General features: G+C 76.9%; 22 protein-coding genes and 1 riboswitch. Of the genes, 13 read left to right on the top strand and 9 right to left on the bottom strand.

From position 1 onward, the window contains the following. Positions 1 to 311: 311 nt before the first annotated feature. Positions 312 to 1,298 carry a hypothetical protein gene (locus SM573_RS22145; protein ID WP_474616947.1) on the bottom strand — a complete coding sequence of 329 codons (987 nt, stop codon included), beginning with the start codon at positions 1,296 to 1,298 and terminating at the stop codon, positions 312 to 314. 288 nt (positions 1,299 to 1,586) lie between these two features. Here SM573_RS22145 and mptB point away from each other — a divergent pair, with 288 nt between their 5' ends. The 4 genes from mptB (at position 1,587) to SM573_RS22125 (ending at position 5,493) form a co-directional block, all read left to right on the top strand. Beyond that, positions 1,587 to 3,011: a polyprenol phosphomannose-dependent alpha 1,6 mannosyltransferase MptB gene (mptB, locus tag SM573_RS22140; protein ID WP_474616946.1), complete on the top strand. Its 1,425-nt coding sequence runs from the start codon at positions 1,587 to 1,589 to the stop codon at positions 3,009 to 3,011. Positions 3,012 to 3,154: 143 nt separating this feature from the next. Next, positions 3,155 to 4,306, top strand: coding sequence for a glycosyltransferase 87 family protein (locus SM573_RS22135; RefSeq protein ID WP_474617104.1), 1,152 nt, complete (start codon positions 3,155 to 3,157; stop codon positions 4,304 to 4,306). A gap of 151 nt (positions 4,307 to 4,457) precedes the next feature. Next, entirely contained in the window at positions 4,458 to 4,907 is a 450-nt protein-coding gene (locus SM573_RS22130; RefSeq protein ID WP_474616945.1) for a ribonuclease domain-containing protein, read from the top strand. A gap of 310 nt (positions 4,908 to 5,217) precedes the next feature. Beyond that, entirely contained in the window at positions 5,218 to 5,493 is a 276-nt protein-coding gene (locus tag SM573_RS22125; RefSeq protein ID WP_474616944.1) for a barstar family protein, read from the top strand. Positions 5,494 to 5,600: 107 nt separating this feature from the next. Here the strand turns inward: SM573_RS22125 and SM573_RS22120 are convergent, their stop codons facing one another. Beyond that, entirely contained in the window at positions 5,601 to 6,329 is a 729-nt protein-coding gene (locus SM573_RS22120; RefSeq protein ID WP_474616943.1) for an HD domain-containing protein, read from the bottom strand. A 278-nt stretch (positions 6,330 to 6,607) separates the two neighbouring features. Continuing rightward, complete coding sequence (locus SM573_RS22115) at positions 6,608 to 7,561, bottom strand: AraC family transcriptional regulator (RefSeq protein WP_474616942.1); 954 nt, start codon at positions 7,559 to 7,561, stop codon at positions 6,608 to 6,610. Positions 7,562 to 7,613: 52 nt separating this feature from the next. On the opposite strand from SM573_RS22115, the gene SM573_RS22110 reads away from it, so the two are divergent. Continuing rightward, entirely contained in the window at positions 7,614 to 8,738 is a 1,125-nt protein-coding gene (locus SM573_RS22110) for an FUSC family protein (RefSeq protein WP_474616941.1), read from the top strand. Positions 8,739 to 8,848: 110 nt separating this feature from the next. Here SM573_RS22110 and SM573_RS22105 read toward each other — a convergent pair whose 3' ends face one another. Beyond that, positions 8,849 to 9,553: an alpha/beta hydrolase gene (locus SM573_RS22105; RefSeq protein ID WP_474616940.1), complete on the bottom strand. Its 705-nt coding sequence runs from the start codon at positions 9,551 to 9,553 to the stop codon at positions 8,849 to 8,851. An 80-nt stretch (positions 9,554 to 9,633) separates the two neighbouring features. Beyond that, complete coding sequence (locus tag SM573_RS22100) at positions 9,634 to 10,623, bottom strand: LacI family DNA-binding transcriptional regulator (protein WP_474610466.1); 990 nt, start codon at positions 10,621 to 10,623, stop codon at positions 9,634 to 9,636. 144 nt (positions 10,624 to 10,767) lie between these two features. On the opposite strand from SM573_RS22100, the gene SM573_RS22095 reads away from it, so the two are divergent. Further along, positions 10,768 to 12,021, top strand: coding sequence for an MFS transporter (locus SM573_RS22095; protein WP_474616939.1), 1,254 nt, complete (start codon positions 10,768 to 10,770; stop codon positions 12,019 to 12,021). 322 nt (positions 12,022 to 12,343) lie between these two features. Further along, positions 12,344 to 13,240, top strand: coding sequence for an aldo/keto reductase (locus SM573_RS22090; protein ID WP_474610464.1), 897 nt, complete (start codon positions 12,344 to 12,346; stop codon positions 13,238 to 13,240). 177 nt (positions 13,241 to 13,417) lie between these two features. Here the strand turns inward: SM573_RS22090 and SM573_RS22085 are convergent, their stop codons facing one another. Beyond that, positions 13,418 to 14,122 carry a hypothetical protein gene (locus SM573_RS22085; RefSeq protein WP_474616938.1) on the bottom strand — a complete coding sequence of 235 codons (705 nt, stop codon included), beginning with the start codon at positions 14,120 to 14,122 and terminating at the stop codon, positions 13,418 to 13,420. Positions 14,123 to 14,220: 98 nt separating this feature from the next. On the opposite strand from SM573_RS22085, the gene SM573_RS22080 reads away from it, so the two are divergent. Further along, positions 14,221 to 14,556 carry a hypothetical protein gene (locus tag SM573_RS22080; RefSeq protein WP_474616937.1) on the top strand — a complete coding sequence of 112 codons (336 nt, stop codon included), beginning with the start codon at positions 14,221 to 14,223 and terminating at the stop codon, positions 14,554 to 14,556. Positions 14,557 to 14,591: 35 nt separating this feature from the next. On the opposite strand, the gene SM573_RS22075 is transcribed toward SM573_RS22080, so the two are convergent. Continuing rightward, complete coding sequence (locus SM573_RS22075) at positions 14,592 to 15,299, bottom strand: MBL fold metallo-hydrolase (protein WP_474610461.1); 708 nt, start codon at positions 15,297 to 15,299, stop codon at positions 14,592 to 14,594. A gap of 141 nt (positions 15,300 to 15,440) precedes the next feature. Continuing rightward, positions 15,441 to 15,617: riboswitch (cobalamin riboswitch) on the top strand. 318 nt (positions 15,618 to 15,935) lie between these two features. Here SM573_RS22075 and cobN point away from each other — a divergent pair. Genes cobN through SM573_RS22050 form a run of 5 tightly spaced genes read left to right on the top strand, consistent with a single transcriptional unit; the run spans position 15,936 to position 25,041 of the window. Further along, positions 15,936 to 19,616, top strand: a complete 3,681-nt coding sequence (gene cobN, locus SM573_RS22070; RefSeq protein WP_474617103.1) for a cobaltochelatase subunit CobN — start codon at positions 15,936 to 15,938, stop codon at positions 19,614 to 19,616. A 29-nt stretch (positions 19,617 to 19,645) separates the two neighbouring features. Then, the gene (locus SM573_RS22065) at positions 19,646 to 21,829 is read left to right on the top strand and encodes a magnesium chelatase subunit D family protein (protein WP_474617102.1); all 2,184 of its coding nucleotides are present in this window, start codon (positions 19,646 to 19,648) and stop codon (positions 21,827 to 21,829) included. Beyond that, positions 21,829 to 22,440: a cob(I)yrinic acid a,c-diamide adenosyltransferase gene (gene cobO / locus SM573_RS22060; RefSeq protein ID WP_474610459.1), complete on the top strand. Its 612-nt coding sequence runs from the start codon at positions 21,829 to 21,831 to the stop codon at positions 22,438 to 22,440. Before SM573_RS22065 ends, cobO begins: the two co-directional genes overlap by 1 nt. Next, positions 22,437 to 23,828, top strand: coding sequence for a cobyrinate a,c-diamide synthase (locus SM573_RS22055; protein WP_474616936.1), 1,392 nt, complete (start codon positions 22,437 to 22,439; stop codon positions 23,826 to 23,828). Before cobO ends, SM573_RS22055 begins: the two co-directional genes overlap by 4 nt. A gap of 43 nt (positions 23,829 to 23,871) precedes the next feature. After that, positions 23,872 to 25,041 carry a HoxN/HupN/NixA family nickel/cobalt transporter gene (locus SM573_RS22050; RefSeq protein ID WP_474616935.1) on the top strand — a complete coding sequence of 390 codons (1,170 nt, stop codon included), beginning with the start codon at positions 23,872 to 23,874 and terminating at the stop codon, positions 25,039 to 25,041. On the opposite strand, the gene crcB is transcribed toward SM573_RS22050, so the two are convergent. Both crcB and SM573_RS22040 read right to left on the bottom strand, forming a co-directional pair. Next, complete coding sequence (gene crcB / locus SM573_RS22045) at positions 24,974 to 25,336, bottom strand: fluoride efflux transporter CrcB (protein ID WP_474610456.1); 363 nt, start codon at positions 25,334 to 25,336, stop codon at positions 24,974 to 24,976. The genes SM573_RS22050 and crcB overlap by 68 nt on opposite strands. Continuing rightward, positions 25,333 to 25,806 carry a fluoride efflux transporter FluC gene (locus SM573_RS22040; protein WP_474610455.1) on the bottom strand — a complete coding sequence of 158 codons (474 nt, stop codon included), beginning with the start codon at positions 25,804 to 25,806 and terminating at the stop codon, positions 25,333 to 25,335. The genes crcB and SM573_RS22040 overlap by 4 nt, the downstream gene beginning before the upstream one ends. Between the last annotated feature and the right edge of the window lie 86 nt (positions 25,807 to 25,892).

The following is a 25,892-nucleotide window of genomic DNA, read 5'->3' as shown; positions in this document are numbered from 1 at the left end:
CCACGTGGCGCTGCGGGACGTCGACCCCGCCCCAGTGAACTCAACTCTCCGTGGTCGGATGCAGTCGGTTCCTCGACGGCGGAAGCACCTTCGACAGTCGCCACGACCCCGACCAGCGCCTCGTTCCGGCATCCCTCGGGTCGGACGGACCCTCCTCGGGCCCTTTGCTCTGCACCCCGATGTGCGCCAGGCACGGTCGGTGACCGGTGCGCATGAGGGTGCAGAGCAAAGGTGGTGGAGCGGTGGGATGGCTCCTTGCTGGACGGTAGCGCCGAGTAACCGTGAAAGGGCGGGGTCGCCGGGAGCCGGGGTCAGCCCTGCGTGGCCGGGCCCGCGTCCGGCGCGGAACCGCGCGGGGTGGACACGTCGGACGGTCCAGGCTGCTTGGGCACCTCGCGGGGCGGCTCCGGCGGCGTCGGCGGCGCGGCCGGGTGGGCCGGAGCGCGCAGCCGCTCCTCCAGGAGGTCCTCGATCCACTGTGCCGCGGCCCTCTCCAGGGCGGTCATCCGCCGTACGGCCTCGACCAGCGCCTCCGGCGTCGCCGGCCCCGTCCCGGCCGTCGGCAGGCCCTCGGCGAACTCGCGCAGGATCGCCGCCCAGCGGCGGGCGAGGTGCTGAGCGCTCTGCGCCTGGGCGAGGTGCAGCTCGTACTCGGACTCCCACGTCACCTTGCGTCGCGAGTGGGGCAGCAGCGCCTGCCGGACCCGCTCGTCGAGGCGCACCCAGACGTCGGGCTTGCCGGACACGGTCACCTTCTCGCGGCGGAACGTCCAGTCGGCCGCCTCGATCGCCTGCTGGAGGCGTACCTCCAGGTCGCCGGCGCGGTGCGCGGGGACGGTCCGGGCGAGGTCGGCGGCGAGCCGCGCGAGCTGGCGGACCGCGTGCGGCTGGAAGTACTGCGCGTGCCAGCTGAGCAGGTCGGCACGCAGCCCCTCGGACGACCAGGTGAAGCTGGCCCGCAGGTGGAAGACGTAGACGTAGTCCTGCGCCGGGACGGCGAACTCGGCGTCCCGGCGCTCGGTCAGGCGCCCGGGCGGGGGTGGGGGAGGGCCGTACGCCGTGGTCGGCTCCACGCCCTGGAGCAGGGCGACGGTCTGCCCCCACCGCAACGCGAGCCACCTGCCGGCCCGGTCACCCGCCGTGCGGCCCGCCGCCAACGCACGCCTGCGCCGCTGCCGCCACCGGTCGACGGAATCCGGCCGCGTGGCCGGGGCGTCCGCGTCGGGGGCCGTCCGCTCCGGGGTCTTCCGCTCCGGGGTCTCCGGCTCCGGAGTCTCCGGGTCCGGGGTGTCCGCCAACCCGCCCTCCCTCTCCGGTGGCCGCCCGCCGACCGGGAAGCCCGTCGCGTCGCACCCGCCGCGGCACCGCCGCGCGGTGAGGGCTCCGCCCCCACGGTGCACAACGGCGCAGCGACCCCACGAAGTGACGGGCGCGCGACAACATCGACGCTCGGGTGAGCGCGCCGGCGCGGTACCGCGCCGGCGCGGTACCGCGGGCGGACCCGGACGCCGACGCGACACCGCCACGTCGCCTGATGATCGTTGTTCGGCCGCGTGCCGGTCAGGTGTGGACGACATCCTGCCCGGGTGCGGAGACTGCCCACCGTCCACGCGTACCGGCTGCTCGGCGGCGTGGGCGCCACCCTCGTCGCCGGTGCCGGCATGGCCGCCGGCGCGCTGCCGGTGGGCGGCGAGGTCGCCTGGTGGAGCACCCTGCGGCACCTCGCGGGCCCGGCCCTGCTCTGCGGGTACGCCGGGCTGACCCTGCTGGCCGTCGCCTGGTGGTGGGCGGGGCGGGAGCCGCGCGGCAGCGGGTCGCCGCCGCGCGGCCGGCCGGACCGGCGGTCGGCGGCCGTCACCCTGGCCTGCTGGGCCGGGCCGCTGCTGCTCTGCCCGCCGCTGTTCAGCCGCGACGCCTACAGCTACCTCGCCCAGGGTGCGATGGTCCTCGCCGACATCGACGTCTACCGGCACGGCGTGGCGGCGCTCGGGGGCGGGCCGGCCGGCGAGGTGCCCGCGATGTGGCAGCAGACGCCGGCGCCGTACGGCCCGGTCTTCCTCGCCCTCGCCGCCGGTGTCGCCGCGCTGACCGGCGGAAAGGTGCTGCTCGGTGTGCTGGCGCTGCGGGTGGTGGCGCTGGCCGGGGTGGCGCTGCTCGTCGGCTACCTGCCCCGGCTGGCACGGCACTGCGGTGTGGACCCCGCCGCCGCGCTCTGGCTCGGCGTCCTCAACCCCCTGGTGCCGCTGCACCTGGTGGCCGGCGCGCACAACGAGGCCGTGATGCTCGGGCTGCTCGTGGCCGGCGTCTGCCTGGCCTTCGAACGCCGGTTCGCCGTGGCCGCGGTGCTCGTCACCCTCGCCGCGCTGGTGAAGGCGCCCGCCATCGTGGGCCTGCTGGTGGTCGCGACCCTGGCCGCGCGGCACGCCGGCCGCCGGGCCGCGCTGGCCCGCACCGCGGGTGCCGCGCTCGGCACCGCGGCCGCCGTCACCTGGGCCACCGGCATCGGGTACGGCTGGGTCGGCGCGCTCGGCACGCCGGTGTACCGGCACAGCTGGTCCATCTCCAGCGCCCTGGGCCGGGCCGCCACGCGGCTCGCCGGGTCGCTCGGCGCGGACCTCGGGGACACCCCGATGCGGCTCTGCCTCGCCCTCGGCCTGCTCGGTGCGCTGGCCGCCGCGGGCGTCGCCTGGTGGCAGCGGCGCCGGCTCGGTCTCGCGTACGCCCTGGGGCTGGCCCTCGCGGCGGTGGCGCTGCTGGGCCCCGCGACCCGGCCCTGGTACGCCCTGTGGGGGCTGGTGCTCATCGCGGCCGCCGCGCCGGACGGGCGGGCCCGCCCGGCGGCCGCGCTCGGCGCGACGGTGCTGGCGTTCGTGGCGCTACCCAGCGGGTTCGGGCCGGACCGGGCGCAGGCCGTGCTCGCCGCGGCGGGCGTCCTCGTCGGGCTCGTCGCGGTCGCCTCGCTGCGCGTGCTCCGCGTTCCCGCGCGGCTCACTTCGGTGGTGAACCAGTGACCGGGCTCTCCGCGCCGGGGCGCCCGGCGGCGGACGGGGTGGCTCCGGCCACCACCTCCGCCCGTCGGCAGGCCGGACCGGGCGGGCGCGACGTCGCGACGGAGGCGGCCGGGCGACCCGCGGGACGCGGGTGGCGCCGGGCGCTGTCCGTGGCCGGTCTGGTCGCGGCGATCGGCGTGCTCATCGCCGTGCTGCCGGGGCACCGGGGCTGGTTCGACGTCGGCGTCTACCACGGCGCGGTCGGGCACTGGGTGCGCGGTGGGGACCTCTACGAGTGGGTCACCTGGAACGGGTACGGCTTCACGTACCCGCCGTTCGCCGCGGTCAGCATGCTGCCGATGGCCGCGCTGGGCTGGTATCCGACGATCGTGGTGCACCTGCTGCTCACCGCGGCGGCGACCACGTTCCTGCTCCTGCTGCTGGTCGATCCGCTGGCCCGCCGGGAGGGCTGGAGCCGGTGGTACACGTTCGCGCTGGCCGGGTGCCTGCTCGCCGGGCTGAACCCGGTGCGGGACACGGTGAGCTTCGGGCAGGTCAACCTGCTGCTGGTGGCCCTCGTCTACGCCGACCTGTGGCTGCTCGAACGCGGCCACCGGGCGGCCGGCGTCGGGATCGGCCTGGCCGCCGCGATCAAGCTCACGCCGGCCGTCTTCATCGGGTACCTGCTGGTCACCCGGCGCTGGCGGGCGGCGGCCACGGCGACCGGCGCGGCGCTCGCCGCCACGCTGCTCGCCGCCGCGGTGGCGCCGGACGCCTCGCGGACCTTCTTCACCGTGGCGCTCTGGGACACCGATCGGGTCGGCCGGCTGGCGTACGTGTCGAACCAGTCCCTGCTCGGGCTCGTCGCCCGCCTCGACCCGGAGCACCCGGACCGGCGACTGTGGCTGGTGCTGGTCGCCGTCGTGCTCGTCGTGTGGGCGGTACGCTCCCGGCGGGCCGCCCGGGCCGGCGACGAGCGGGCCGGGTTCGCGCTGACCGGGATCGTGGCGTGTCTGGTCAGCCCGGTCACCTGGGTGCACCACCTGGTGTGGCTGGTGCCGGGGCTGGTGGTGGTGGCCGCCGCCATGCTGCCGTGGCGGGCGGCCGGCCGGGCCGCCCGCCGGCGGCGGTGGGCCGGCGTCGCCGGGTACGCGCTGCTCGCCAGCGGTGTCGTCTGGGTCTTCGCCAACGACTCCACCGGGCCGCTCGGCCTCCTCGGGGGCAACGCGTACCTCTGGGTGGCCGTCGGGATGCTGGTCGCGCTGCCGATCGGCGCCGCGGCCACGCCGGGTGAGCGTGGGGCCGGCGCGCCCTGACAGCCGGTGCCCGCCTGCGGCGCTATCCGGCGTTCACCGTGCATTGTGGAGCAATTACCGCGGAAGCTCTGTCCCCTCCGGCCCGCCGGCGGACAGAATGATCGCGATCCGACAGTGAAGCGGATCGATGGTCTGACGGTCTGGAGGCAGCATGTCCACCCTTGCGTCCCCGCTACCGGGGCCCGGCGCGACCCGCCGGCTCCCCACCACGTTCGCCCTGCTCATCGCGATGGTCGCCGCCGTGCTGGTGGGGCCGTCCGTGGTGGCGCCGAAGCTCACCGACTCGGCGTCCGCGGCGGTCTACAGCTCGTGCACGATGAGCCGCTGCGCCGATGCCCGGACCGCCCGGTCCGGCTGGGCGGCGAAGGGCTTCCCCACGAGCCGGGGCTGGTACTCCTGGAGCGGCGGCCTGTCGAACTTCGCGGGCGGTCGGTTCTACAACTACGAGGGGCAGCTGCCGGCCAACGCGACCTACTACGAGTACGACGTGTACCCGCGCACCCAGGGCGCCGCCCGCGACGCCTACCGGATCGTGGTGAACAAGAGCACGGGCGTCACCTGGTTCTCGCCGAACCACTACGGCGACTTCTACCGGCTCTGACCCCGACGATCCTCGGGGGCCGGCCGGGCCGCGTCCGGCCGGCCCCCGCCCGGTCCTCGCCGCGGGCGGCGGGGCACCGGAGGGCAGCGGCCGGCGTGCCCAGCGCCGGCCAGGACAGGAGGCGACGATGACCGATCCGGGCGGCGCGGGAGCGCCGGGGTGGCTGAGCATCCGGCGCGCGTCCGAGCCCGATCGGAGTGGGCCGTCCGCGCGCGAGCGTGCCGGCGCGCCGGCTCCGGCCGAGCCCGGTCCGGGTGGCTCCGTCGGCGCCGGCCCGGAACCCGCGCGGTCCGCACCCGGAGCGGTGTGGTTGGCCGGGGCGGCGGTCCGCACCCGGAACGGGCTCTTCGCGGCGCTCGCCGAGGTGCTGGCGCTGCCCCCGCACTTCGGCCGCAACTGGGACGCGCTCGCCGACGTGCTGCGCGACCGGCTGGCGGCCGGGCCGCTCACCGTGCACGTCGACGACGCCGGGCAGCTGCTCGCGGACGAACCCGCCGGCCAGTACGCCCGCTTCCTCGCCGTGTTCGGTGATACCGCCGCCGAGGCGCCCCACCCGCTGCGTGTGGTCCTGCACGGGACGCGCTGAGGAGTTCGCGCGGCGGCGACGCCGGGCCGCGGTGCGGCGGTGACGCCGGGCCGCGGTGCGGCGGTGAGGCGATCGGGCCGCCGCCGCGGCGCCACGCGGGCGGGCGGTCAGTGCCGGTGGACGGGCTGGTCGAGGATCGCGCTGAACCGCTCCTCGGCCAGGTCGAGCTGCGCCAGGATGTGCCGCTTCACCTCCGCCGACAGCGGAGTGTCCGAGCGCGCGACCAGGTCCCGGTAGACCGGGACCAGGGGGCGGTACTTGCGGGCCGACGACTCCACCTTCGGCCCGACGGTGTGGATCACACCGACGCCGTTGTCGGTGAAGTCCGATACCTTGATCACCCGGGCCCAGGGTTCCCGGTCGAGGCTCGCGGCGACGTGCTCGCGGTACTGCTCGTTGCGGTCGCGCGTCGGGTCGTACCGCGGATTGGTGACCGCCGCGACGAGGCGCGCGACCCGCGGCCCGAAGCGGGCGGCGAGCGCGGCCAACGCCGCCGGGGTCGGGTCCCCGCCGCCGGCGCGGCCGGCCAGCTCGGCCGGGTGGTCCTCCACGGCGTCGTGCAGCAGCCCGGCGACGATCACGTCCACGTCCCGCACCTGGTAGTGGTGCATCATCCGGATCGCGACGCGGAGCAGGTGGTTCAGGTAGGGCTCGCGGACCCGCCGGTCGTCACGGTGCAGCTCGGCGGCGAGGTCGAGCGCGGCCGTCAACCGTTCCCGGGCGGCCTCGTCGAACGACAGGACCTCCAGCCGGAACCGCTCCCGCAGGCCCGCCTCCCCGTGGATCTCCGTGATCGCGTGCATCGGCATGCTGGCCAGGTACGGCGGGAACTCCATGCGTCACTTATAGCGGATCTTCACCGCACGGTCCGTCCCGCAGCGCCGGGGCGTCCGGTCCCGACGCCGCCGGGACCGGCACCACGGCCGTCGCCGCGAACGCCCGCCACGCCGACGAGCGGCTCCCGGTCGACGGCGTCGAGGTGGCACGGTACGTCGTCGAGCCCGACCTGGACGCCCGGCACGGGCGGCCGGCCCGCCCACCGCTGGCAGGTCCGCTCGCCGCCGGTAGGGTCCGCTCGCCGCCGGCAGGTCCGGCGGGCGCACTCCGGCGCCGATCAGGCGTCGACGCGTGGTGGGGTGGTGGCGGCGGCCCGGTGCCGGCTCGGGCTGACCCCGTGGACGCGGCGGAACGCCGCGCTCAGCGCGAACGGGTTGGCGTAGCCGACCCGCCGCGCCACCGCGGCGAGCGTCGCCTCCGGCTCCCGCAGCAGGTCGGCGGCGAGCGCCAGCCGCCACGCGGTGAGGTAGGCCATCGGGGGTTCGCCGACCAGCGCGGTGAAGCGGCGGGCCAGCGCCGCCCGCGAGACACCCACCTCGGCGGCGAGCGCGGCCACGGTCCACGGCCGGGCCGGGTCGTTCTCCAGGAGGCGCAGCGCCGGGCCGACCACCGGGTCGGCGGCCGCCCGGTACCAGCCCGGCGCCGCGCCCGGTCGGGAGAACCACACCCGCAGCGCGCCGATGAGCAGGAGGTCGAGCAGCCGGTCGAGGACGGCCGCCTGGCCGGGCGCGTCCCGGGCCACCTCCTCGGCGAGCAGCGGCAGCAGCGGGCTGCCCCACTCCTCGCGGGTCACCAGCAGCCGCGGTGGCAGGGCCGCCAGCAGCCGGGCGCTGACCTCACCCGGCACCTGGTACGTCCCGGTCAGCAGCACCGTGGACCCGTGCGGCCCGGTGCCCCAGGTGCGTACGCCCAGGGCCATCGACTCGGCCAGCGGCTCGCCGCGCAGCGTGGTGCAGACCTGCCCGGGGCCGATGCGCACCTGCGGCGCCGTCGCCGGGTCGTCGGCCACCGTGTACGCGTCCGGGCCGCGCAGCACCGCCACGTCGCCGGGGCGCAGCGTGACCGGCTCGCCGTCGTCCGGCACCACCCAGGCGACGCCCCGCACCAGCGCCGCCACGGTCAGCGGGGCGCGGTCCTCGATCCGCAGCGCGTACGGCGGGTCGAGCATCGAGCGCAGGAGGAACGCGCCGCGGGCCCGGGGCCCGTCGAGCAGCCCGGTGAGCGGATCCACCGGCCGATGCTAGACGATCGTGACGGGCGCGAGGGACGGTGAGGAGGTGGCGATGATCCGGTGGAGCGGGTTGCGGGTGGCGGCCGGCCGGCTGCGTCACGGCTGGCAGCCGGTGCTGGAGGCGACCCTCGCCGCCACGGTGGCGTGGATCCTCGCGACCCGGCTGCTGGGGCATCCCCAACCGTTCTTCGCCCCCGCCGCCGCGCTGATCGTCCTCGGTCAGGCCCGCGGCCAGCGACTGCGCCGGGCGGTCGAGGTGGTGCTCGGCGTCGCCGGCGGCGTGCTCGTGGCCGACCTGGTGATCCAGGCGCTCGGCCCCGGCACCACCGGGACCGTCTTCACCGTCATCCTGCTCACGGTCGTCCTCGCCGCGGCGGTCGGGGCGACCGGTGTCACCCTCGTGCAGGCGGCCGTCTCCGCCCTCTACCTCGTGGTGGTCGCACCGCCCACCGAGTCGCTGGTGCCGTTCCGGTTCGTCGACGCGCTCGTCGGCGGCGCGGTCGCGCTCGCCGCCAGCCAGCTCGTCGACGCCCGGCGGCCCCTCGCGCCACTGGTAGCCCAGTTCCGGGCCACGTTCGACGAGATGGCCGGGCTGCTCACCGACATCGCCGACGCCCTCGACCGCCACGACGAGCCGGCCGCGCTCGCCGCGCTGCGGCACGCCCGCGAGATGGACGGCCGGGTGGACCGGCTGCGTGACGGGGTGCTCGCCGCCGGGGAGGCGCTCTGGCTGCACCTGCGCCGACGCCGGCACATGGGCCGGTTGCGGTCGGTGGACAGCTCCATCGGGCAGATCGACTACGCCGTGCGCAACGTCCGCGTCCTCGCCCGCGCCGGGGTGACGCTCAGCCGCCTGCCCACGCCGGTGCCGGCCGACCTGGGGGTCGCGCTGCGCTCGCTCGCCGAGGCGGTCCGGGCCGCCGGGGAGGCGCTCGCCGCCGACCTGGAGGGGCGCGAGGAGATCTCCGACGGGTACGCGGTGAAGGCCGACGAGGCGGCGCTGGCCGCCGTACGCACGGCGGGCGGACTCTTCACCCCCGGCCAGACCCTCCCACTCGTCATGATCATCGGACAGGTCCGCGCCACGGCCATCGACCTGCTGCGCGGCGTGGGCGCCACCGACGACGCCACCGTCCTCGGCCGTGTCGACGACGCCCTCGGCCTCCCCCCACTCTGACCCCACCCCCACCACCCCGCGCGCCACGCCCGCCCCGCCCGACCCGCCGCGCCCGCCTGCCCCGCCAGGCGGGCGCGGCGGGTCGGGCGGGGCGTGTGGTGGGGTGGGTTTCAGGGGAGGGTGGTTAGCCAGGCGGCGGCGGTGTCGCGGACCTCGGTGGGAATCTCGTGGCCGCCCGGGAACTCGCGGTAGGTCACGTCGTACCCGAGGCCGTGCAGTCGGGGGACCAGCCGGCGGCTGCACACGTCGATCGGCAGCACCCGGTCGTCGACGCCGTGGGAGACGAACACCCTCGGCCGGCCGTGGGTGACCTGCGGCGCGGCGAAGCCGGGGGAGAAGGCGACCACGCCGGAGACCAGGTCGCCGTTGGTCAGGCCCAGCGAGAGGGCGTACGACGCGCCGTCGGAGAAGCCGCCGAGCACCACGTCCCCGACCGGGTAGCCGGCGAAGACCGACTCGAGCAGGCCGTCGATCCGGCGTACGTCGACCCCGAACCCCTCGGCGATCAGATCCCAGCTGCTCGCCGACGACTGGGGCGCGACCAGCAGCAGGTGATGCTCGTCGGCGACCGGGAGCAGCAGGTCGAGCCCCTGGCGTGCGGACCCGCCGGCACCGTGCAAGAGCAGCACCAGGCGGTACGGCTGGTCGCCGGCCGGCTCCGGGGCGTAGACGAGGGCGAGCGGCCCGCCGAAGGAGTCGGTCAGCGGCACGAGGCCGGCGGCGGACGGCCCGACGGCCGCGGCGGGTCGGGCCGTGAGCCGCCCGTGCCGGAAGCTCTCCTCCGGTCGCGGATGCGGCGGGGCGGGTTCGGACACGGGTCACCGCTCCTCGCTGTCGGCGGAGTGTGCGCCGCGCTTACCCGGCGGACCGCCGCTTAAGCGCCGCCCGCCGGGGGTCAGGCGCTGTCGCGGGGCACGAGTGCGGACGGGAAGAAGGTCGCCGGTGGGGCCGGCCGCCGGTCGAGCACCGCCCGGGCGGCCGCCGCCGCGATGCGCCCGACGGGGTGGCTCGCCGTGGTGAGCGCCGGCGTGCTCAGCTCGGCCAGCGGGATGTCGTCGAACCCGGCCACGGCGACGTCGCCCGGCACCCGGACGCCCCGCTGACGCAGGCCCGCGATCACCCCGAGCGCCGTCGGGTCGCTCGCCGCGAAGATGGCGTCCGTGTCGGGCCAGCGTTCCAGCACGTCGTGGGCCGCCGCCCGGCCGCGGCCGGCGGTGAAGTCACCCCGGACCAGGCGTACCGGCAGGCCGGCCTCGCGGACCAGGTGCCGGTAGGCCCGGACCGAACGGCCGGCGCACGCGAGCCACCGTGGGCCGGTGACCATGGCGATCCGGCGCCGGCCGGTGGCGTAGAGGTGGCGCAGCACCGCCGTCGAGCCGCCGCCGTTGTCGACGTCGAAGGAGGGGACCGTGGGCGAGCCGATGCCGATGGAGACCACCCGGCCGCGCATCGACCGGGGCACGGCGTCGAGCACGGGCCCGGTGGTGTTGACAAGCACGACGCCGCACACGCCCCGGTCCTGCGCCAGCTCGCGCAGCGCCTGGGGGGCGTGTCGGGGAAGCCAGTGCAGGGCCACCCCGAGCCCCTGCGGCGTGCAGACCCGCGCGGCGGCGGCCACGACCCGGCCGACGTAGGGGTCGTCGAGGACGGCGGACGTCGTGCCGGTCACCGCCACGGCGAGCCGGACCCCGGCGCCACGCACCAGCGCCCGCGCGGCCTGGTTCGGTACGTAACCGAGCCGGTCGACCGCGGCGGCCACCCGGTCGCGTGCCTCGGCCGAGGCGGAGCCGGTGCCGGCGATGACGCGGGACGCGGTCGACCGGGACACCCCGGCGACGCGGGCGACGTCCTCCAGGGTGGCGGGGCGGGTTGCCGCTGTGGTCATGGCGGTCCTCCGGGTGGCGCGACGTGCTTGCGTCGGCATCATCTCTCGTGGGTGTGACGAGCGGTACCTCTGGAACCGGCTTGTGGTGAGAACGCTCTCAGGTGTCGGATCGACCAGAGACGACGTCCCGAGGGGAGAGGGCCCGTGCGCGCCGCCACCGCAGCATCCGCCGATCCGGCGAACCCGCCGTCCGCGCCGCCCGTGGTGCGGGCCGCCCGCAACGGGGTGGCGATCGTGTTCACCCTCAACGGGCTCGCCGTGGCGACCTGGTTCTCCCGCGTCCCGGCGGCCCGCGAGGCGCTGGGGCTCAGCGCCGGGCGCCTCGGGCTGCTACTGCTCGCCGTGTCGGCGGGTGCGCTGCTCGCGATGCCCACGGCCGGCCTCGTCAGCCAACGGCTCGGCGCGGCCCGCACCGTGCGCTACTCGACCGCCGTCGTGGCGCTCGGCCTCACCGGCGCCGGGCTCGCGACCGGCCTGACCGGTTCCGCGCTCGCCGTCGCGGTGGGCCTGTTCGCGTTCGGCTACGGGTCGGGCACCTGCGACGTCGCCATGAACGTCGAGGGGGCGGCGGTCGAGCGGCGGCTGGGGCGCACGATCCTGCCCCGCTTCCACGCCGCCTGGAGCCTCGGCTCGGTGGCGGGCGCGGGGCTGGGCGCGGCGGCCGCGCGGCTCGACGTGCCGGTCGGCGCGCACCTCACCGTCGTCGCCGCGGTGGTGCTGGCCGGCACGCTGTTCGGCGCCCGGCTCTTCCTGCCGCCGGCCGAGAACAGTGCCGGCGTGTCCGGGCAGACCAGCCCGGCCGACCGGCTGCGGGCCCTGTTCGCCGCCTGGCGGGAGCCCCGCACCCTGCTGATCGGCCTGGTGGTGCTGGTCATGGCGTTCACCGAGGGCAGCGCCAACGACTGGCTCGCGGTGGCGTTCGTCGACGGGCACGACCTCAGCGAGGCGGCGGGCGCCGCGGTCTTCGGCGTCTTCGTGGCGGGCATGACCCTCGGCCGGACGGCCGGCACCGTCGCCCTGGACCGCTGGGGTCGCGTGCCGGTGCTGCTCGCGACGATCCTCCTCGCGGGGGTCGGTGCCGCCACGGCGGTCCTGGCCGGGTCGGGGCCGCTGGCCGTCGCCGGAGTCGCGGTCTGGGGCATCGGCGCGTCGCTGGGCTTCCCGGTCGGCATGAGCGCCGCCGCGGACGAGGAGGACAAGGCAGCCGTACGCGTCAGTGTGGTCGCCGTGATCGGTTACACCGCGTTCCTCGCCGGCCCGCCGCTGCTCGGCCTGCTCGGCGACCGGGTGGGCATCCTGCGGGCGCTGCTCGTGGTGCCGCTGCTGCTGGTGCCGACGCTGCTGCTGGTGCCGGCGCTGCGCCCGCCCAGGCCGGGCGGGCAGCCCGCCCCTCGGTGAGCCCGACCGGACCTCGCCGGGGCCGGATCGTCAGCCGGGCTGCCCGGCGGATCGGCCCGGCTCCCCGACGCCCGCGTGCGGGCGCTCGCGCCGGTCACGCCGCCGGCGGGACGGTGCGGCCCCTCGCGCCGGTCACGCCGCCGGCGGGACGGTGCGGCCCCTCGCGCCGGTCACGCCGCCGGCGGGATGGTGCGCCCCGGGGCGGGCCGGTCAGCCTCGGCGCCGGTGTGCTCAGGATGTCAACACTAGCCGGGGCCGACGGTCCGCGGTATCGGGTGCGCGGTCGACTGCGCCGCGTCCCGCCGCTGGCTAGGGTCGCCGGATGCCGACCGACGAGATCACCGCCGCCGCCGCGGGCACCTGGACGCTGGGTGACCACACCGTCAACCGGATGGGCTTCGGCTCGATGCGGATCACCGCCGACCCGGACCCGGACCGGGCGGTGCGCGTCCTGCGCCGGGCCGTGGAGCTGGGCGTGAACCACATCGACACCGCCGCCTTCTACGTCTCACCCGGTGGCACCCTCCGCGTCGGGACCGGGCCGGCCCGCTACGCCACCGAGCTGATCCGCGCGGCGCTCGCCCCGTACCCGGACGAGCTGCTGATCGCCACCAAGGTCGGCCCCGGGTACGACCCGGCCACCGGCTTCACCGAGGCGCTCACCCCGGCGCAGCTGCGGACGCAGGTCGAGGAGAACCTGCGCCGGCTGGGCCGGGACCACCTGGACCTGGTGAACCTGCGGCTGTACCGCCGCCCGTCCGCGGTGCCGCTCGCCGAGCGGTTCGGCGCCCTCGCCGAGCTGCGCGCCGCCGGGCTGATCCGGCACCTCGGGCTGTCCAACGCCCGCCCCGAGCACCTCGACGAGGTGCGCGACATCGCGCCGGTCGTGTGCGTGCAGAACGCGTACGGTGTGGACGCCTACCGGGAGGACGACGGGTTCGTCCGGCTGTGTGGTGAACGCGGTATCGCGTACGTGCCGTTCTTCGCGCTGGCCGGCACGCGTCGGGAGGCGGGCGCGGCGGCCGAGGAGAACCCGGCGGTGCTCGCCGTGGCGAAGGCCCGCGGCGTCACCCCGCACCAGGTGCGACTCGCCTGGACGCTGCACCGGGGCCCGCACGTGCTCGCCATCCCGGGCACGGGCGACCCGGCGCACCTGGAGGCGAACGTCGCCGCCGGCGCGCTGCGGCTCACGCCCGAGGAGCTGGCCCGCCTCGGCTGAGCCCCTCCGGCGCGGCTCGTCTCGGCGTCGTCCGCCGGACCGCCGGGGAGCAATCGGCCGGGCGCGCCGCCGCGTCGGGCGCCGCCCGGCGGTCGCGGGGGCGTGGTGGGCGGTCGGCCGGGCGCGCCGCCGCGTCGGGCGCCACCCGGCGATCGCGGGGGCGGCGGGCCGAGGTGGTCAGTCGCGCACCCAGACGCGCAGCGGTCCGACCGTGGTGAAGCCCGCCGCGAGCGCGGGGGCGAGGTCGTCGCCGGACTCGTAGCCGACCAGGGGTGCGCCGGGCCGGGCGGCGCGGACGCCGGCCCAGACGCCTGCGACGTCGAGGGTGGCGGCGAAGACGTTGGAGACGCCGGTCACCGGACCGCCGCGGTGGAGGATCGCCCCGCCGGCCACCGTCCCGTCCGCGGCGTACCGGGCGAGCACGGTGACCCTGGCGTCGTCCAGCAGCGCCGGCCGGAAGAGCCCCGCCCCGCCGTGCGCGGCGGCCCAGGCGGCCAGCCGGACCGGCTCGGTCACCGGGCTCAGCGGTGCGGCCGGTTCGGTCGCCGGGCCGGGCGGCGCGGCCGGTTGGTCCCGCGGCGCGGCGGCCGCCGGGTGGTGGATCCACTGCGCGGTGAAGAGGACCCGGAAGCCGTACGGGCGCAGGTCCAGGTCGGCGAAGCTGTCCTTGACCGACGCGCCCGCACCGGCGTCGATGCGGACCAGCAGCGCCTCGGGGGCGACGCCGGGACGCAGCGTGACCGCGTCCGGATACCAGGGCGGGGACCGGCGCGGCACCGACCAGGCGTCCGCGTCGAAGCGGCCGCGCAGGCCGTGGCTCGCGCAGACGAGGTCGCACCACTCGGCGTTGTCGCGGGCCGCCGCCACCGCCTCCCCGGCCATCCGCCGAGCATACGGTCAGGTCACTCCCACCGGGCTCGCAGCCTGTTGCCAGGAACCGGTGCTGCACTGGTGGGTGACGCCACGGAGAGGAGCCGGTCATGGGATGGTTCAGCCGCCGGTCCCGTACCGCCGAAGGGACCCCGACGAAGCTCGACCGGGAGGCGACCCGGGACGACCTCGCGGCGCTGGAGACGTTCATCACCAGCCGGCGGGGCGTCGAGTTCTACCTGGAGCCGGAGACCACCGCCACCGACACCACCGTGGTGGCGATCGCCCACGACGGGGAGTGGATCCGCCGCCGCACCGGCTCACCCCGGACGGCCGCCGCCCTCGCGCGCCGGCACGCCGTCCCGCTGTACGAGGCGGCCCGCACGGGCTACCCGGAGCGGATGCGCGCCTGGAACCGGGCGCACCCGGAGCGCCGCGCCCGCTGACCCTCGCCACCCGGCCCGGCCCCCGCGCCCGACCGTCAGCCCGCTTCCACCGCCGCCCGCGCCTGCGCCCGGGTCATCGGCTCGCCGTGGCTGGAGACGTACCAGTCGTAGCCGTCGTCGAGCAGCCGGCGGACCAGCGCGAGGTCGGGGCCGTCGTCGGGTCGGCGCAGGTGGAGCGGGGGCGGGTAGAAGCAGTCGCCGAGCAGCATGACGCCGGAGTCCGGCACCAGCACCACGGTCGAGTCGGGAGCGTGGCCGCCGCCGACGTGCCGCAGCGCCACCCCGACCGGTAGCTCGAGCGCGTCGGTGAACGTCCGGGTGGGTGGCAGCACCGCGAAGTCGTCCCACGAGTCGACGGCGAACGCCCGGGCGCGGAAGCTCGGAGCGAGCCGCGGGTTGGCGTGGACCTGCTCGCGCAGGTAGCGGTGGCTCCACGGCCGGGCCGCCTCGGCCCGCAGCAGCTCCCGGCCGGAGGCGTGCCCCACGATCTCGACGTCCGGCCAGGCGCAGGCGCCCCAGACGTGGTCCCAGTGGTGGTGCGTGTAGACCAGCCAACGCGGGTCGGGCAGCCCGGCGGCGTGCAGCGCCGCCCGGATCTCGCGGGCGTGCGCGGGGCTCTGCCCCGCGTCGACCAGCACACTGCCGCGCTCGTCGACGACCACCGCGACACCGGCCTGGACGGCCGCCGGGTCGGGATCACCGGGGCAGAGCCAGACGCGGCCGGCGAGATGGTGGAACCGCATGGGAATGATGGCCGGCCCCTTCCGGATCGCTCGTGGACGCTCGATCGTCCGGCGGTCGATCCTAGTGGTCGCCACCGACGATCCCGCGTGACCAGCGTCGTCGCGGCCGGGGCCGCGTTGACCCGCGGTCGACGGGTGTGGCAGCATTCGCGGCCTGACGGCAGTGAAGGAAGCCGGTGCGATTCCGGCGCGGTCCCGCCACTGTCACCGGGGAGCGATCCCCCCTCGCGAGTCACGGCCGCGCGTGCGTGGTTGGAAGGCCGGGGGTGAGCGTCGATCCGGGAGCCAGGATACTTCGGCCGTCGGGATGTGACCCCAGGGCGTGGACACCCGAGGAGGACCCGATGACGCACCGCGTCCACCCTGCCGCCGGCGATCGCCGCGACCGGCCCGCGCTCACCAGCGCCCCCCGCCGCGCTTCCCGCACCAGCACCCCGACCGGCCACTTCGGACCTCCGACCGGCGTCGGGCCCGGCCGCACCCGCTGACCCCGCGCCGACCGGCCGGCGCCGGGGTCGCGGCCGACGCGTCGGCTCCGCCCCGGTGACGGTCGCCTCTGCCGAGGCCCGCGCCACCCGCCCCCTTCCGCCCGGCCGCCCGTGCGGCGACCCGGGCGTCACCTCCCGGAGCCACCCCGTGCGTACCCTGCTGCTCTCCACCTCCGACACCGACCTGCTGGCCGCCCGGGCCAGCGGTGCCGACTACCGGCTGGCGAACCCGGTCCGCCTCGACGCCGACGCCGTGCCCGCGCTGCTCGACGGCGTGGACGTCGCCGTCGTACGCCTGCTGGGCGGCCGGCCGGCGTGGCCGGACGGGCTCGCCACCGTGCTCGCCTCCGGCGTGCCGACGGTCGTGCTGAGCGGCGAGCCCACGCCGGACGCGGAGCTGATGGCGGCGTCCACCGTGCCCGTCGGGGTGGCCACGCAGGCGCTGGCGTACCTCGTCGAGGGTGGCCCGGAGAACCTCGCCCAGCTGGCCCGGTTCCTCTCCGACACGGTGCTGCTCACCGGCGAGGGCTTCGCCCCGCCCGCCCCCACCCCGGCGTACGGCGTGCACGGTGAGCGGCCGGCGGCCGCGACGGCGGACCCGCGGCGGCCCACGGTCGGCATCGTCTTCTACCGGGCGCACGCGCTCGCCGGGAACACGGCCTTCGTCGACACCCTCGCCGACGCGGTGACGGCGGCCGGCGGCGACCCGCTGCCCGTCTACTGTGGATCGTTGCGTGGCCTGGCCGCCGACGCCGGCCCCATGGAGCTGCTCTCCCGCTGCGACGCGTTGCTGGTCACGGTGCTCGCGGCCGGCGGCGCGGTGGCTGCCGACGCGTCCGCGGGCGGCGACGAGGACGCCTGGGACGTCGGCGCGCTGGCCTCGCTCGACGTGCCCGTGATCCAGGCGCTCCTGCTGACCAGCACCCGCGAGCAGTGGGCCGGCTCGGACGCGGGCCTCACCCCGCTGGACGCCGCCATGCAGGTGGCCGTCCCCGAGTTCGACGGCCGGATCATCACGGTGCCGTTCTCGTTCAAGCAGATCGACAGCGACGGCCTCTCCGTCTACGCGGCCGACCCGGAGCGCGCCGCCCGCGTCGCCGGCATCGCGGTGCGCCAGGCCCGGCTGCGGCGCCTGCCGAACGCCGAGAAGCGGCTCGCGATCGTGCTCAGCTCGTACCCGACGAAGCACTCCCGGGTCGGCAACGCCGTCGGCCTGGACACCCCCGCCTCGGCGGTGCGGCTGCTCGCCGCGCTCGCGGACGCCGGCTACGACCTGGGCGACGCGCCGCCGCCGGACGACGGGGACGCGCTGATCCACGCGCTGATCGCCGCCGGTGGCCACGACGTCGAGTGGCTCACCCCGGAGCAGCTCGCCGCCGCCGAGGCGCGGGTGCCCGGCCAGGTCTACCGGCGCTGGTTCGCGCAGGTGCCCGCACCGCTGCGCGAGCGGATGCGCGCCCACTGGGGCGAGCCGCCCGGCGAGCTCTACACCGACGGCGGCGACATCGTGCTGGCCGGCCTGCGGTTCGGCAACGTGGTGCTGCTCATCCAGCCGCCGCGCGGCTTCGGCGAGAACCCCATCGCCATCTACCACGACCCCGACCTGCCACCCAGCCACCACTACCTGGCCGCGTACCGGTGGCTCGCCGCCCCGCCCGCCGACGGTGGGTTCGGCGCCGACGCGGTGGTGCACCTCGGCAAGCACGGGACGCTGGAGTGGTTGCCCGGCAAGGGCCTCGGCCTCGCCGCCGACTGCGCCCCGGACGCCGTCCTCGGTGACCTGCCGCTGGTCTACCCGTTCATCGTCAACGACCCCGGTGAGGGCACGCAGGCCAAGCGCCGGGCGCACGCCGTGGTCGTCGACCACCTGGTGCCGCCGATGGCCCGGGCCGAGACGTACGGCGACCTGGCCAAGCTGGAGCAGCTGCTCGACGAGTACGCGACCGTGCAGGCCCTCGACCCGGCCAAGGTGCCGACCGTGCGGGCGCAGATCTGGGACCTCGTGCGCGCCGCCGAGCTGCACCACGACCTGCACACCGAGCAGATGCCGACCGCCGAGGACTTCGACGACTTCGTGCTGCACCTCGACGGCTACCTGTGCGAGGTCAAGGACGTGCAGATCCGCGACGGCCTGCACGTGCTCGCCGCCGCGCCCGCCGATGACGCCCGCGTCAACCTCGTGCTCGCCGTGCTGCGCGCCCCGCAGGTCTGGGGCGGCGCCCGCGCACTGCCGGGGCTGCGGCAGGCCCTCGCCGCCGGCTACGGGCTGGACGAGGCGACGCTGCTCGCCGCGCCCGGTGAGCGGCTGGCCCTCCCCGCCGCGCTGACCGACGCCGTGGACGGGCCGGCCACCACCGCCGCCGACGCCGTCGACCTGATCGAGGCCCTGGCCCGGCGGCTGGTCGTCGGGATGGAGACCCTCGGCTGGGACGCCGGCAAGGCCGACGCGGTGGTCGCCGAGGTGATCGGCCGGGAGGTGCCGGACGTGGGCGCGCTGCTGCGTTTCGCCGCGAGCGAGCTGGTGCCGCGGCTGGACCGCACGACCGACGAGCTGGCGCACACGCTGGCCGCGCTGGACGGCCGGTTCGTGCCGCCCGGCCCGTCCGGCTCGCCGACCCGGGGCCTGGTCAACGTCCTCCCGACCGGCCGCAACTTCTACTCCGTCGACCCGAAGGCGATCCCCAGCCGCAACGCGTGGGACGTGGGCGCGGCGCTGGCCGACTCGCTGGTGGCCCGGCACCTCGCCGACACCGGTGAGTACCCGCGCTCGGTCGGGCTCACCGTCTGGGGCACCAGCGCGATGCGTACCCAGGGCGACGACATCGCCGAGGTGCTCGCGCTGATCGGCTGCCGGCCCACCTGGGACGACCGCTCCCGCCGGGTCACCGGCGTCGAGGTGGTGCCCCTCGCCGAGCTGGGCCGCCCCCGCATCGACGTCACCGTGCGGATCTCGGGCTTCTTCCGGGACGCCTTCCCGCACGTGGTGGCCCTGCTCGACGACGCGGTCCGGCAGGTGGCCGCCCTCGACGAGCCGCACGAGCGGAACTTCGTCCGCGCCCACGTCGCCGCCGACCTGGCCGAACACGGCGACGAGCGGCGGGCCACCGCCCGGATCTTCGGTTCGAAGCCGGGGGCGTACGGGGCCGGTCTGCTCCCGCTGATCGACGCCCGGAACTGGCGCAGCGACGCCGACCTGGCCGAGGTGTACGCGGTGTGGGGCGGCTACGCGTACGGCCGCGGCCTGGACGGTCGGGAGGCGCGGGCCGACATGGAACGCTCCTTCGCCCGCATCGCCGTGGCCGTGAAGAACCAGGACACCCGCGAGCACGACATCGTGGACTCCGACGACTACTTCCAGTACCACGGCGGGATGGTGGCGATGGTCCGCCACCTCACCGGCGCCGCGCCGGCCGCGTACGTGGGCGACTCGGCGATGCCGCACGACGTCCGCACCCGCACCCTCGGCGAGGAGACCCGCCGGGTGTTCCGGGCGCGGGTGGTCAACCCGAAGTGGATCGCCGCGATGCGCCGGCACGGTTACAAGGGCGCGTTCGAGCTGGCCGCCACCGTGGACTACCTGTTCGGCTACGACGCCACCGCCGGGGTCGTGGACGACTGGATGTACGAGCAGCTCGCCGCCGCGTACGTCTTCGACCCGACCACCCGCGAGTTCCTGGCCGAGTCCAACCCGTGGGCGCTGCGCGGCATCACGGAGCGGCTGCTGGAGGCCGCCGACCGGGGCCTGTGGGCCGAGCCGGACCCGGCGACGCTGGAGCGGCTCCGCGACACGTACCTGGCCAGCGAGGGCGATCTGGAGGACCGGTCGTGACGACGTTCCCGTTCGGCGCGGTGCTGGGCATGGACGACATGCGCCTCGCCCTGCTGCTCAACGCGGTCAGCCCGGCGATCGGCGGGGTGCTCGTGCGGGGCGAGAAGGGCACCGCCAAGTCCACCGCCGTGCGGGCGCTGGCCGCCCTGCTGCCCCCGGTCGACCACGTGGCCGGCTGCCGCTTCGCCTGCGACCCCGCCGCCCCCGACCCGGGCTGCCCGGACGGCCCCCACCCCGTCGACGCCGCCGCCGAGCGGCGTCCGGCGCGGCTGGTGGAGCTGCCGGTGGGCGCCGCCGAGGACCGGGTGGTCGGCTCGCTGGACCTGGAGAGGGCCCTCGCCGAGGGCGTACGCGCCTTCGAGCCGGGCCTGCTGGCCGCCGCGCACCGCGGGGTGCTCTACGTCGACGAGGTCAACCTGCTGCACGACCACCTCGTCGACGTGCTGCTCGACGCCGCCGCGATGGGCCGCAGCCACGTCGAGCGCGAGGGCGTCTCGGTCAGCCACGCGTCCCGGTTCCTGCTGGTGGGCACCATGAACCCGGAGGAGGGGGAGCTGCGACCGCAGCTGCTCGACCGGTTCGGGCTCACCGTCGAGGTGGCCGCGAGCCGCGACCCGGCGATCCGGGCCGAGGTCGTCCGCCGCCGGCTCGCCGCCGACGCCGACCCGGTCGGCTTCGCCGCCCGCTGGGCCGACGCCGACGCGGAGATCGCCCGGCGCGTGGCGGCGGCGCGGGACCGGCTCACCAGGGTGCTGCTGCCGGACGCCGCGCTGCGGCAGATCGCCGAGGTCTGCGCGGCGTTCGACGTGGACGGCATGCGGGCCGACATCGTGACGGCGCGCACCGCGATGGCGCACGCCGCCTGGCACGGCCGGGACCGGGTGGACGTCGAGGACGTGCGGGTGGCCGCCCGGCTGGCCCTGCCGCACCGGCGCCGCCGGGACCCGTTCGACACGCCCGGGCTGGACGAGAAGCGGCTGGACGAGGCCCTCGACCGCGCCGGCGACGACGATCCCGACGACGACCCGCCGGCCGGCCCGTCCGACGGACCCGACGGCGGTGGTCCCGGCGGCCCGTCCGGCGGATCGGACAGCGGCGGCCCGCGCGGCGGAAGCCCCGGCGGCGCGGAGCGCGGCGGCTCCGACGGCAGGGAGGACCGCGCCGGTGACGCGAGCGGCCCGGACGGCGCGGCGCGCCCCGACGGCGCCGCGGAGGAGCCCGGCCCGGACCGGGGCCGGGACCCGGCGGCGTCCGACCGGCCGGGCCGCCCCGACCGGGCGGACGGCGCCGCTGAGGCGTCCGCCGAGCCGGGAGGGCACGGCGCGCAAACGGTGGCCGCACCCCGGCCGGGCATGCGGGCGCGGCTGCTCACCGCCCCCGGCGTGGGCGACGGGGTGCCGGGCCGCCGCTCGCGGGCCCGCACGGGGCGGGGCCGCACCACCGGCGCCCGGGTCCCGCCGGGCCGCCCGGGCGCACTGCACCTGCCGGCGACCCTGCGCGCCGCCGCGCCCCACCAGGTCGGCCGGGGCCGGCGCGGCGGGCCGCTGCGGCTGCGGCCGGCCGACCTGCGCGAGGCGGTCCGCGAGGGGCGGGAGGGCAACCTCGTGCTCTTCGTGGTGGACGCGAGCGGGTCGATGGGCGCCCGGCAGCGGATGTCCACGGTCAAGGGGGCGGTGCTCGCCCTGCTCACCGACGCCTACCAGCGGCGGGACAAGGTGGCCGTGATCGCCTTCCGGGGCACCGGCGCGCGGACCCTGCTGCCGGCCACCTCGTCGGTGCTCGCCGCCTCCGCCCGGTTGGCCGAGCTGCCCACCGGGGGGCGTACGCCGCTCGCCGAGGGTCTGCTCGCCGCCGCCGAGCTGCTGCGGGTGGAGCGGCTGCGCGACCCGCGGCGGCGCCCCCTGGTCCTGGTGCTCACCGACGGGCGGGCCACCGCCGGGGAACGCCCGCTGGAGCGGGCCGGCCGGGCGGCCGCCGTGCTGGCGGCGACCGGCGCCGCCTGCGTCGTCGTGGACTGCGAGTCCGGCCCGGTGCGCCTCGACCTGGCCGCCCGCCTCGCCACGCAGCTGAACGCACCCCTGAACCCCCTCACCTCACTCACCTCACTGACCCACCTCCCGCGATCTCGCGCCCCCCGCCCCGGCGAAGGTGCGAGGGGCGCGCACCGCGAGATCGCGGGGGTGGGCGTCCCGCCGCGAAGGAGCGTCGCCTGATGCCACAGGGGAAGCCGTCCCACGTGCCCGCCGACGGGCTCACCACCCGGCAACGCCGCAACCGCCCGCTGCTGCTGGTCCACACGGGACAGATGAAGGGCAAGTCCACGGCCGCGTTCGGCCTCGCGCTGCGGGCGTGGACCGCCGGGCTGCCGATCGGGGTGTTCCAGTTCGTCAAGAGCGCCAAGTGGCGGGTGGGGGAGGAGAACGCCTTCCGCGCGCTCGGCGAGGTGCACGAGCGCACCGGCCAGGGCGCCCCGGTGGCCTGGCACAAGATGGGTGAGGGCTGGTCGTGGATCCAGCGCGGCGACGCCGGCGACCACGCCGCCGACGCACTGGAGGGGTGGCGCCAGATCCAGCGGGACCTGGCCGCGCAGCGGTACGGGCTCTACGTGCTCGACGAGTTCACGTACCCGATGAAATGGGGCTGGGTGGACGTCGACGAGGTGGTCGAGACCCTGGCGAACCGCCCCGGCTTCCAGCACGTCGTCATCACCGGCCGGGACGCCGACCCCCGGCTGGTCGAGGCCGCCGACCTGGTCGCCGAGCTGACCAAGGTCAAGCACCCCATGGACGCCGGCCAGAAGGGCCAGAAGGGCATCGAGTGGTGAACCCGGGCGGGCGCCCGGCGACACCCGACCCGGCCACGCCGTGGGCGCTGCCCCGGGTGGTGGTGGCCGCGCCGGCCAGCGGGCACGGCAAGACCACCGTGGCCACCGGGCTGCTCGCCGCGCTGCGGCGCCGCGGCCTCGTGGTGAGCCCGCACAAGGTCGGCCCCGACTACATCGACCCCGGCTACCACGCGCTCGCAGCCGGCCGGCCGGGCCGCAACCTCGACCCCTGGCTGGTCGGCGAGGAGCGCATCGCGCCGCTGCTGCGGCACGGCGCGAGCACGCCCACGCCGGCCGACATCGCCGTCGTCGAGGGCGTCATGGGCCTGCACGACGGCGCGGTCGGGCATCGGGACCACGCCTCGACCGCGCACGTCGCCCGGCTGATCGAGGCACCGGTGCTGCTGGTGCTGGACACCACCGCCCAGGGCCGCTCGGCCGCCGCCCTGGTGCTGGGCATGGCCGCCTTCGACCCTCGGGTCCGCATCGGTGGCGTGATCCTCAACCGGGTCGGCTCGCCCCGGCACGAGCGGCTGCTGCGCGAGGCGCTCGCCGAGGTGGACGTGCCGGTGCTCGGCGCGGTGGCCCGGGCCACCGAGGTCGCCGCGCCGTCGCGGCACCTCGGGCTGGTGCCGGTGGCCGAGCGCGCGCCGGAGTCCGTCGCCGTGGTCGCGGCGTTGGCCGACCTCGTGGAGGCCACCGTGGACCTCGACGCGGTGCGGGCCCTCGCGGCCACCGCGCCGCCGCTGACCGCGCCCGTCTGGGACCCGGTCGCCGCCGTCGGCGGGGCCGTCGGCACCGGCCGCCCGACGGTCGCGGTCGCCGGTGGAGCGGCCTTCACCTTCTCGTACGCCGAGACCGCCGAACTGCTCACCGCCGCCGGCGCGCGCGTCGTCACCGTGGATCCGCTGCACGACCCCGCCCTGCCCGCCGGCACCCGCGCGGTGGTGATCGGCGGCGGCTTCCCCGAGGCGTACGCGGACCGGCTCGCCGCCAACACCGCGCTCCGCGCCGACCTGGCCGACTTTCCCGGTCCGGTGGTCGCCGAGTGCGCCGGTCTGCTCTACCTCGGCCGGGCGCTCGACGGGGTGCCGATGTGCGGCCGGCTCGACCTGACCGCCCGGATGACGCGGACGCTCACCCTCGGCTACCGCCGCGCGGTCGCGGCCGGGGACTCCCCGGTGAGCCGTGCCGGCGAGCCGGTACGCGGCCACGAGTTCCACCGCACCGTCACCGACCCGGGGCACGGCGAGCGGCCGGCGTGGCACTGGGACGGCCGCGCGCACGGCTTCGTCGACGGGCAGGTGCACGCCTCCTACCTGCACACCCACTGGGCGGGCCACCCGGACGCCGCCCGCCGGCTGGTCGAGGAGGCGGCGGCCCGGTGACCGCGACGCGCCCGGGCCGTCCGGAGATCGCCGAAGGAGTCCGATGAGTTCGCCCCCGTTCACCGCCGCGCCGCCCGTCGGCCGGTTCAGCCGTGCCGAACGGATCCGTCTCGGCGGCATCGTGCTCGCCGTCGCCGTGCTGCACGTCGCCGGCTGGAGCCTCTACCTCTACTGGAACAACCAGCCGGTGGCGGCGGGCGGCCTCGCCGGGGCCGGCACGCTCGCGTACGTGCTGGGGGTGCGGCACGCCTTCGACGCCGACCACATCGCGGCGATCGACGACACCACCCGGCTGATGCTGCTGCGCGGTCGGCGTCCCGTGGGCGTGGGCTTCTTCTTCGCCCTCGGGCACAGCGCGGTGGTCCTGCTGCTCGCGCTGGTGGTCGGCCTCGCCTCGGCCAACCTCACCGGCCCCCGGCTCGCCGGGGTACGCGAGGTCGGCGCCACCGTCGCGATCGTCACCGCCACCGCCTTCCTGGCGCTGGTGGCGCTGTTGAACGCGGCGGTGCTGGCCGGGCTGGCCCGGCTCTGGCGGCGGCTGCGCCACGGGCGGCTGGACGAGCGGGAACTCGACCTGCACCTGGTCAACCGCGGTCTGGTGCAGCGGGTCCTCGGGTCGCGGGCCCGGTCGCTGGTCCGCTCCTCGTGGCACATGGCGCCGGTCGGGTTCCTCTTCGGCCTGGGCCTGGAGACGGCGAGCGAGGTCACCCTGCTCTCCCTGTCGGCGAGCACCGCCGCGGCCGGCGGCCTGCCGGTGCTCGCCCTGCTCACCCTTCCGCTGCTCTTCGCCGCCGGGATGTCCGCCATGGACACCGCGGACAGCCTGCTGATGAGCCGGGCGTACTCGTGGGCGTACCGGCATCCGGCCCGGCGCCTCTACTACAACCTGGCCACCACGGGCATGACCGTGCTGGTCGGCGGGGTCGTGGCCAGCGTGTACGGCGCGGGGCTGCTCGTCGACCATCTCGGGGTGCGGGCGCTGGCCGGGTACGCGGGCGTCGCCGACCACTTCGAGCAGCTCGGCTACGTGGTCGTGGGGCTCTTCCTGGCGTCCTGGGTGGGCGCGGTGGCGCTGTGGAAGCTGCGCGGCTACGACCGCCGCTACGGCGGGACGCCCCCGGACGGCCCGGCCCGCGTGGGGACGGTCAACCGGCGATCGCCCGGGCCAGCGCGTAGCCGGCGCTGGCCGCGGCGAGCCCGGCGGCGACGCTGACCAGCACATTGGCCAGGGCCGGCAGGCGGTCGCCGGCGCGGGCCAGCCGTAGGGTCTCGTAGCTCAGCGTCGACCAGGTGGTCAGCGCGCCGCAGAAGCCGGTGCCGAGCAGCGCGCTGGCCGCCGGCCCGACCGGCAGCCCGACGAGCAGGCCCAGCACCAGCGAGCCCAGCACGTTCACGGTGAGCGTGCCCCACGGGAAGGCGGAGCCGAACCGCGCCTGCACGGCCCGGTCGGTGAGGTAGCGCAGCGGGGCACCGACGGCCGCGCCGATCGCGACGAGGAGCACGCTCACCGGCCGCTCCGGTCCAGCAGTCGACCGGCGAGCGTGTCGCCGGCCCAGACGGCGAGCAGCGCCCCCACGACGGTCGCCGCCAGGTACGCCAGCGCGGTCCCCGGCGCCCCGGCGACGAGCGCCTGATGGACGTCGACGACGTACGTGGAGAAGGTGGTGAAGCCGCCCAGGACGCCGACGCCGAGGAACGGCCGGGCGAGCGGCGGCCCTCCGTCGAGTGCCCGCAGCACCGCCATGAGGACGCCGATCAGCAGGCACCCGCCGAGGTTGATCGCGAAGGTCGCCCACGCGAAGCCCGCCGGGGGGTGCGGAAACGCCGCCTGGAGGCCGGCGCGGGCCAGTGCTCCGAGCACACCGCCGGCGGCGATGACCCCGAGCACGGCCGCGGGGTGCGCGTCCAGCTCGCGCCGGTCGCGGCGTACCCGCAGGTCGACGTCGGGATCGACGCGCCGCCGCGGTCCTCCCGCCACCGTCCTCGCCTCCCCGTTTCGCAGGTCCCGGCCGGTGCTTCGCGGTCGGGTGCCCCGCGCCGCGCGGGCGGCTCCTGACAAGATCG

Source organism: Micromonospora xinjiangensis (genome assembly GCF_056150165.1).
The sequence above is the reverse complement of the archived record's forward strand: the minus strand, read 5'-3'. Positions and strand labels throughout refer to the sequence as shown.

Bases quoted from the DNA above. Each gene is read 5' to 3' on its own strand.
- SM573_RS22130 (WP_474616945.1), top strand. From the start codon at position 4,458: ATGTCCACCCTTGCGTCCCCGCTACCGGGGCCCGGCGCGACCCGCCGG.
- SM573_RS22120 (WP_474616943.1), bottom strand. From the start codon at position 6,329: ATGGAGTTCCCGCCGTACCTGGCCAGCATGCCGATGCACGCGATCACG.
- SM573_RS22110 (WP_474616941.1), top strand. From the start codon at position 7,614: ATGATCCGGTGGAGCGGGTTGCGGGTGGCGGCCGGCCGGCTGCGTCAC.
- SM573_RS22100 (WP_474610466.1), bottom strand. From the start codon at position 10,623: ATGACCACAGCGGCAACCCGCCCCGCCACCCTGGAGGACGTCGCCCGC.
- SM573_RS22090 (WP_474610464.1), top strand. From the start codon at position 12,344: ATGCCGACCGACGAGATCACCGCCGCCGCCGCGGGCACCTGGACGCTG.
- SM573_RS22085 (WP_474616938.1), bottom strand. From the start codon at position 14,122: ATGGCCGGGGAGGCGGTGGCGGCGGCCCGCGACAACGCCGAGTGGTGC.
- SM573_RS22080 (WP_474616937.1), top strand. From the start codon at position 14,221: ATGGGATGGTTCAGCCGCCGGTCCCGTACCGCCGAAGGGACCCCGACG.
- SM573_RS22075 (WP_474610461.1), bottom strand. From the start codon at position 15,299: ATGCGGTTCCACCATCTCGCCGGCCGCGTCTGGCTCTGCCCCGGTGAT.
- SM573_RS22065 (WP_474617102.1), top strand. From the start codon at position 19,646: ATGGACGACATGCGCCTCGCCCTGCTGCTCAACGCGGTCAGCCCGGCG.
- cobO (WP_474610459.1), top strand. From the start codon at position 21,829: ATGCCACAGGGGAAGCCGTCCCACGTGCCCGCCGACGGGCTCACCACC.
- SM573_RS22050 (WP_474616935.1), top strand. From the start codon at position 23,872: ATGAGTTCGCCCCCGTTCACCGCCGCGCCGCCCGTCGGCCGGTTCAGC.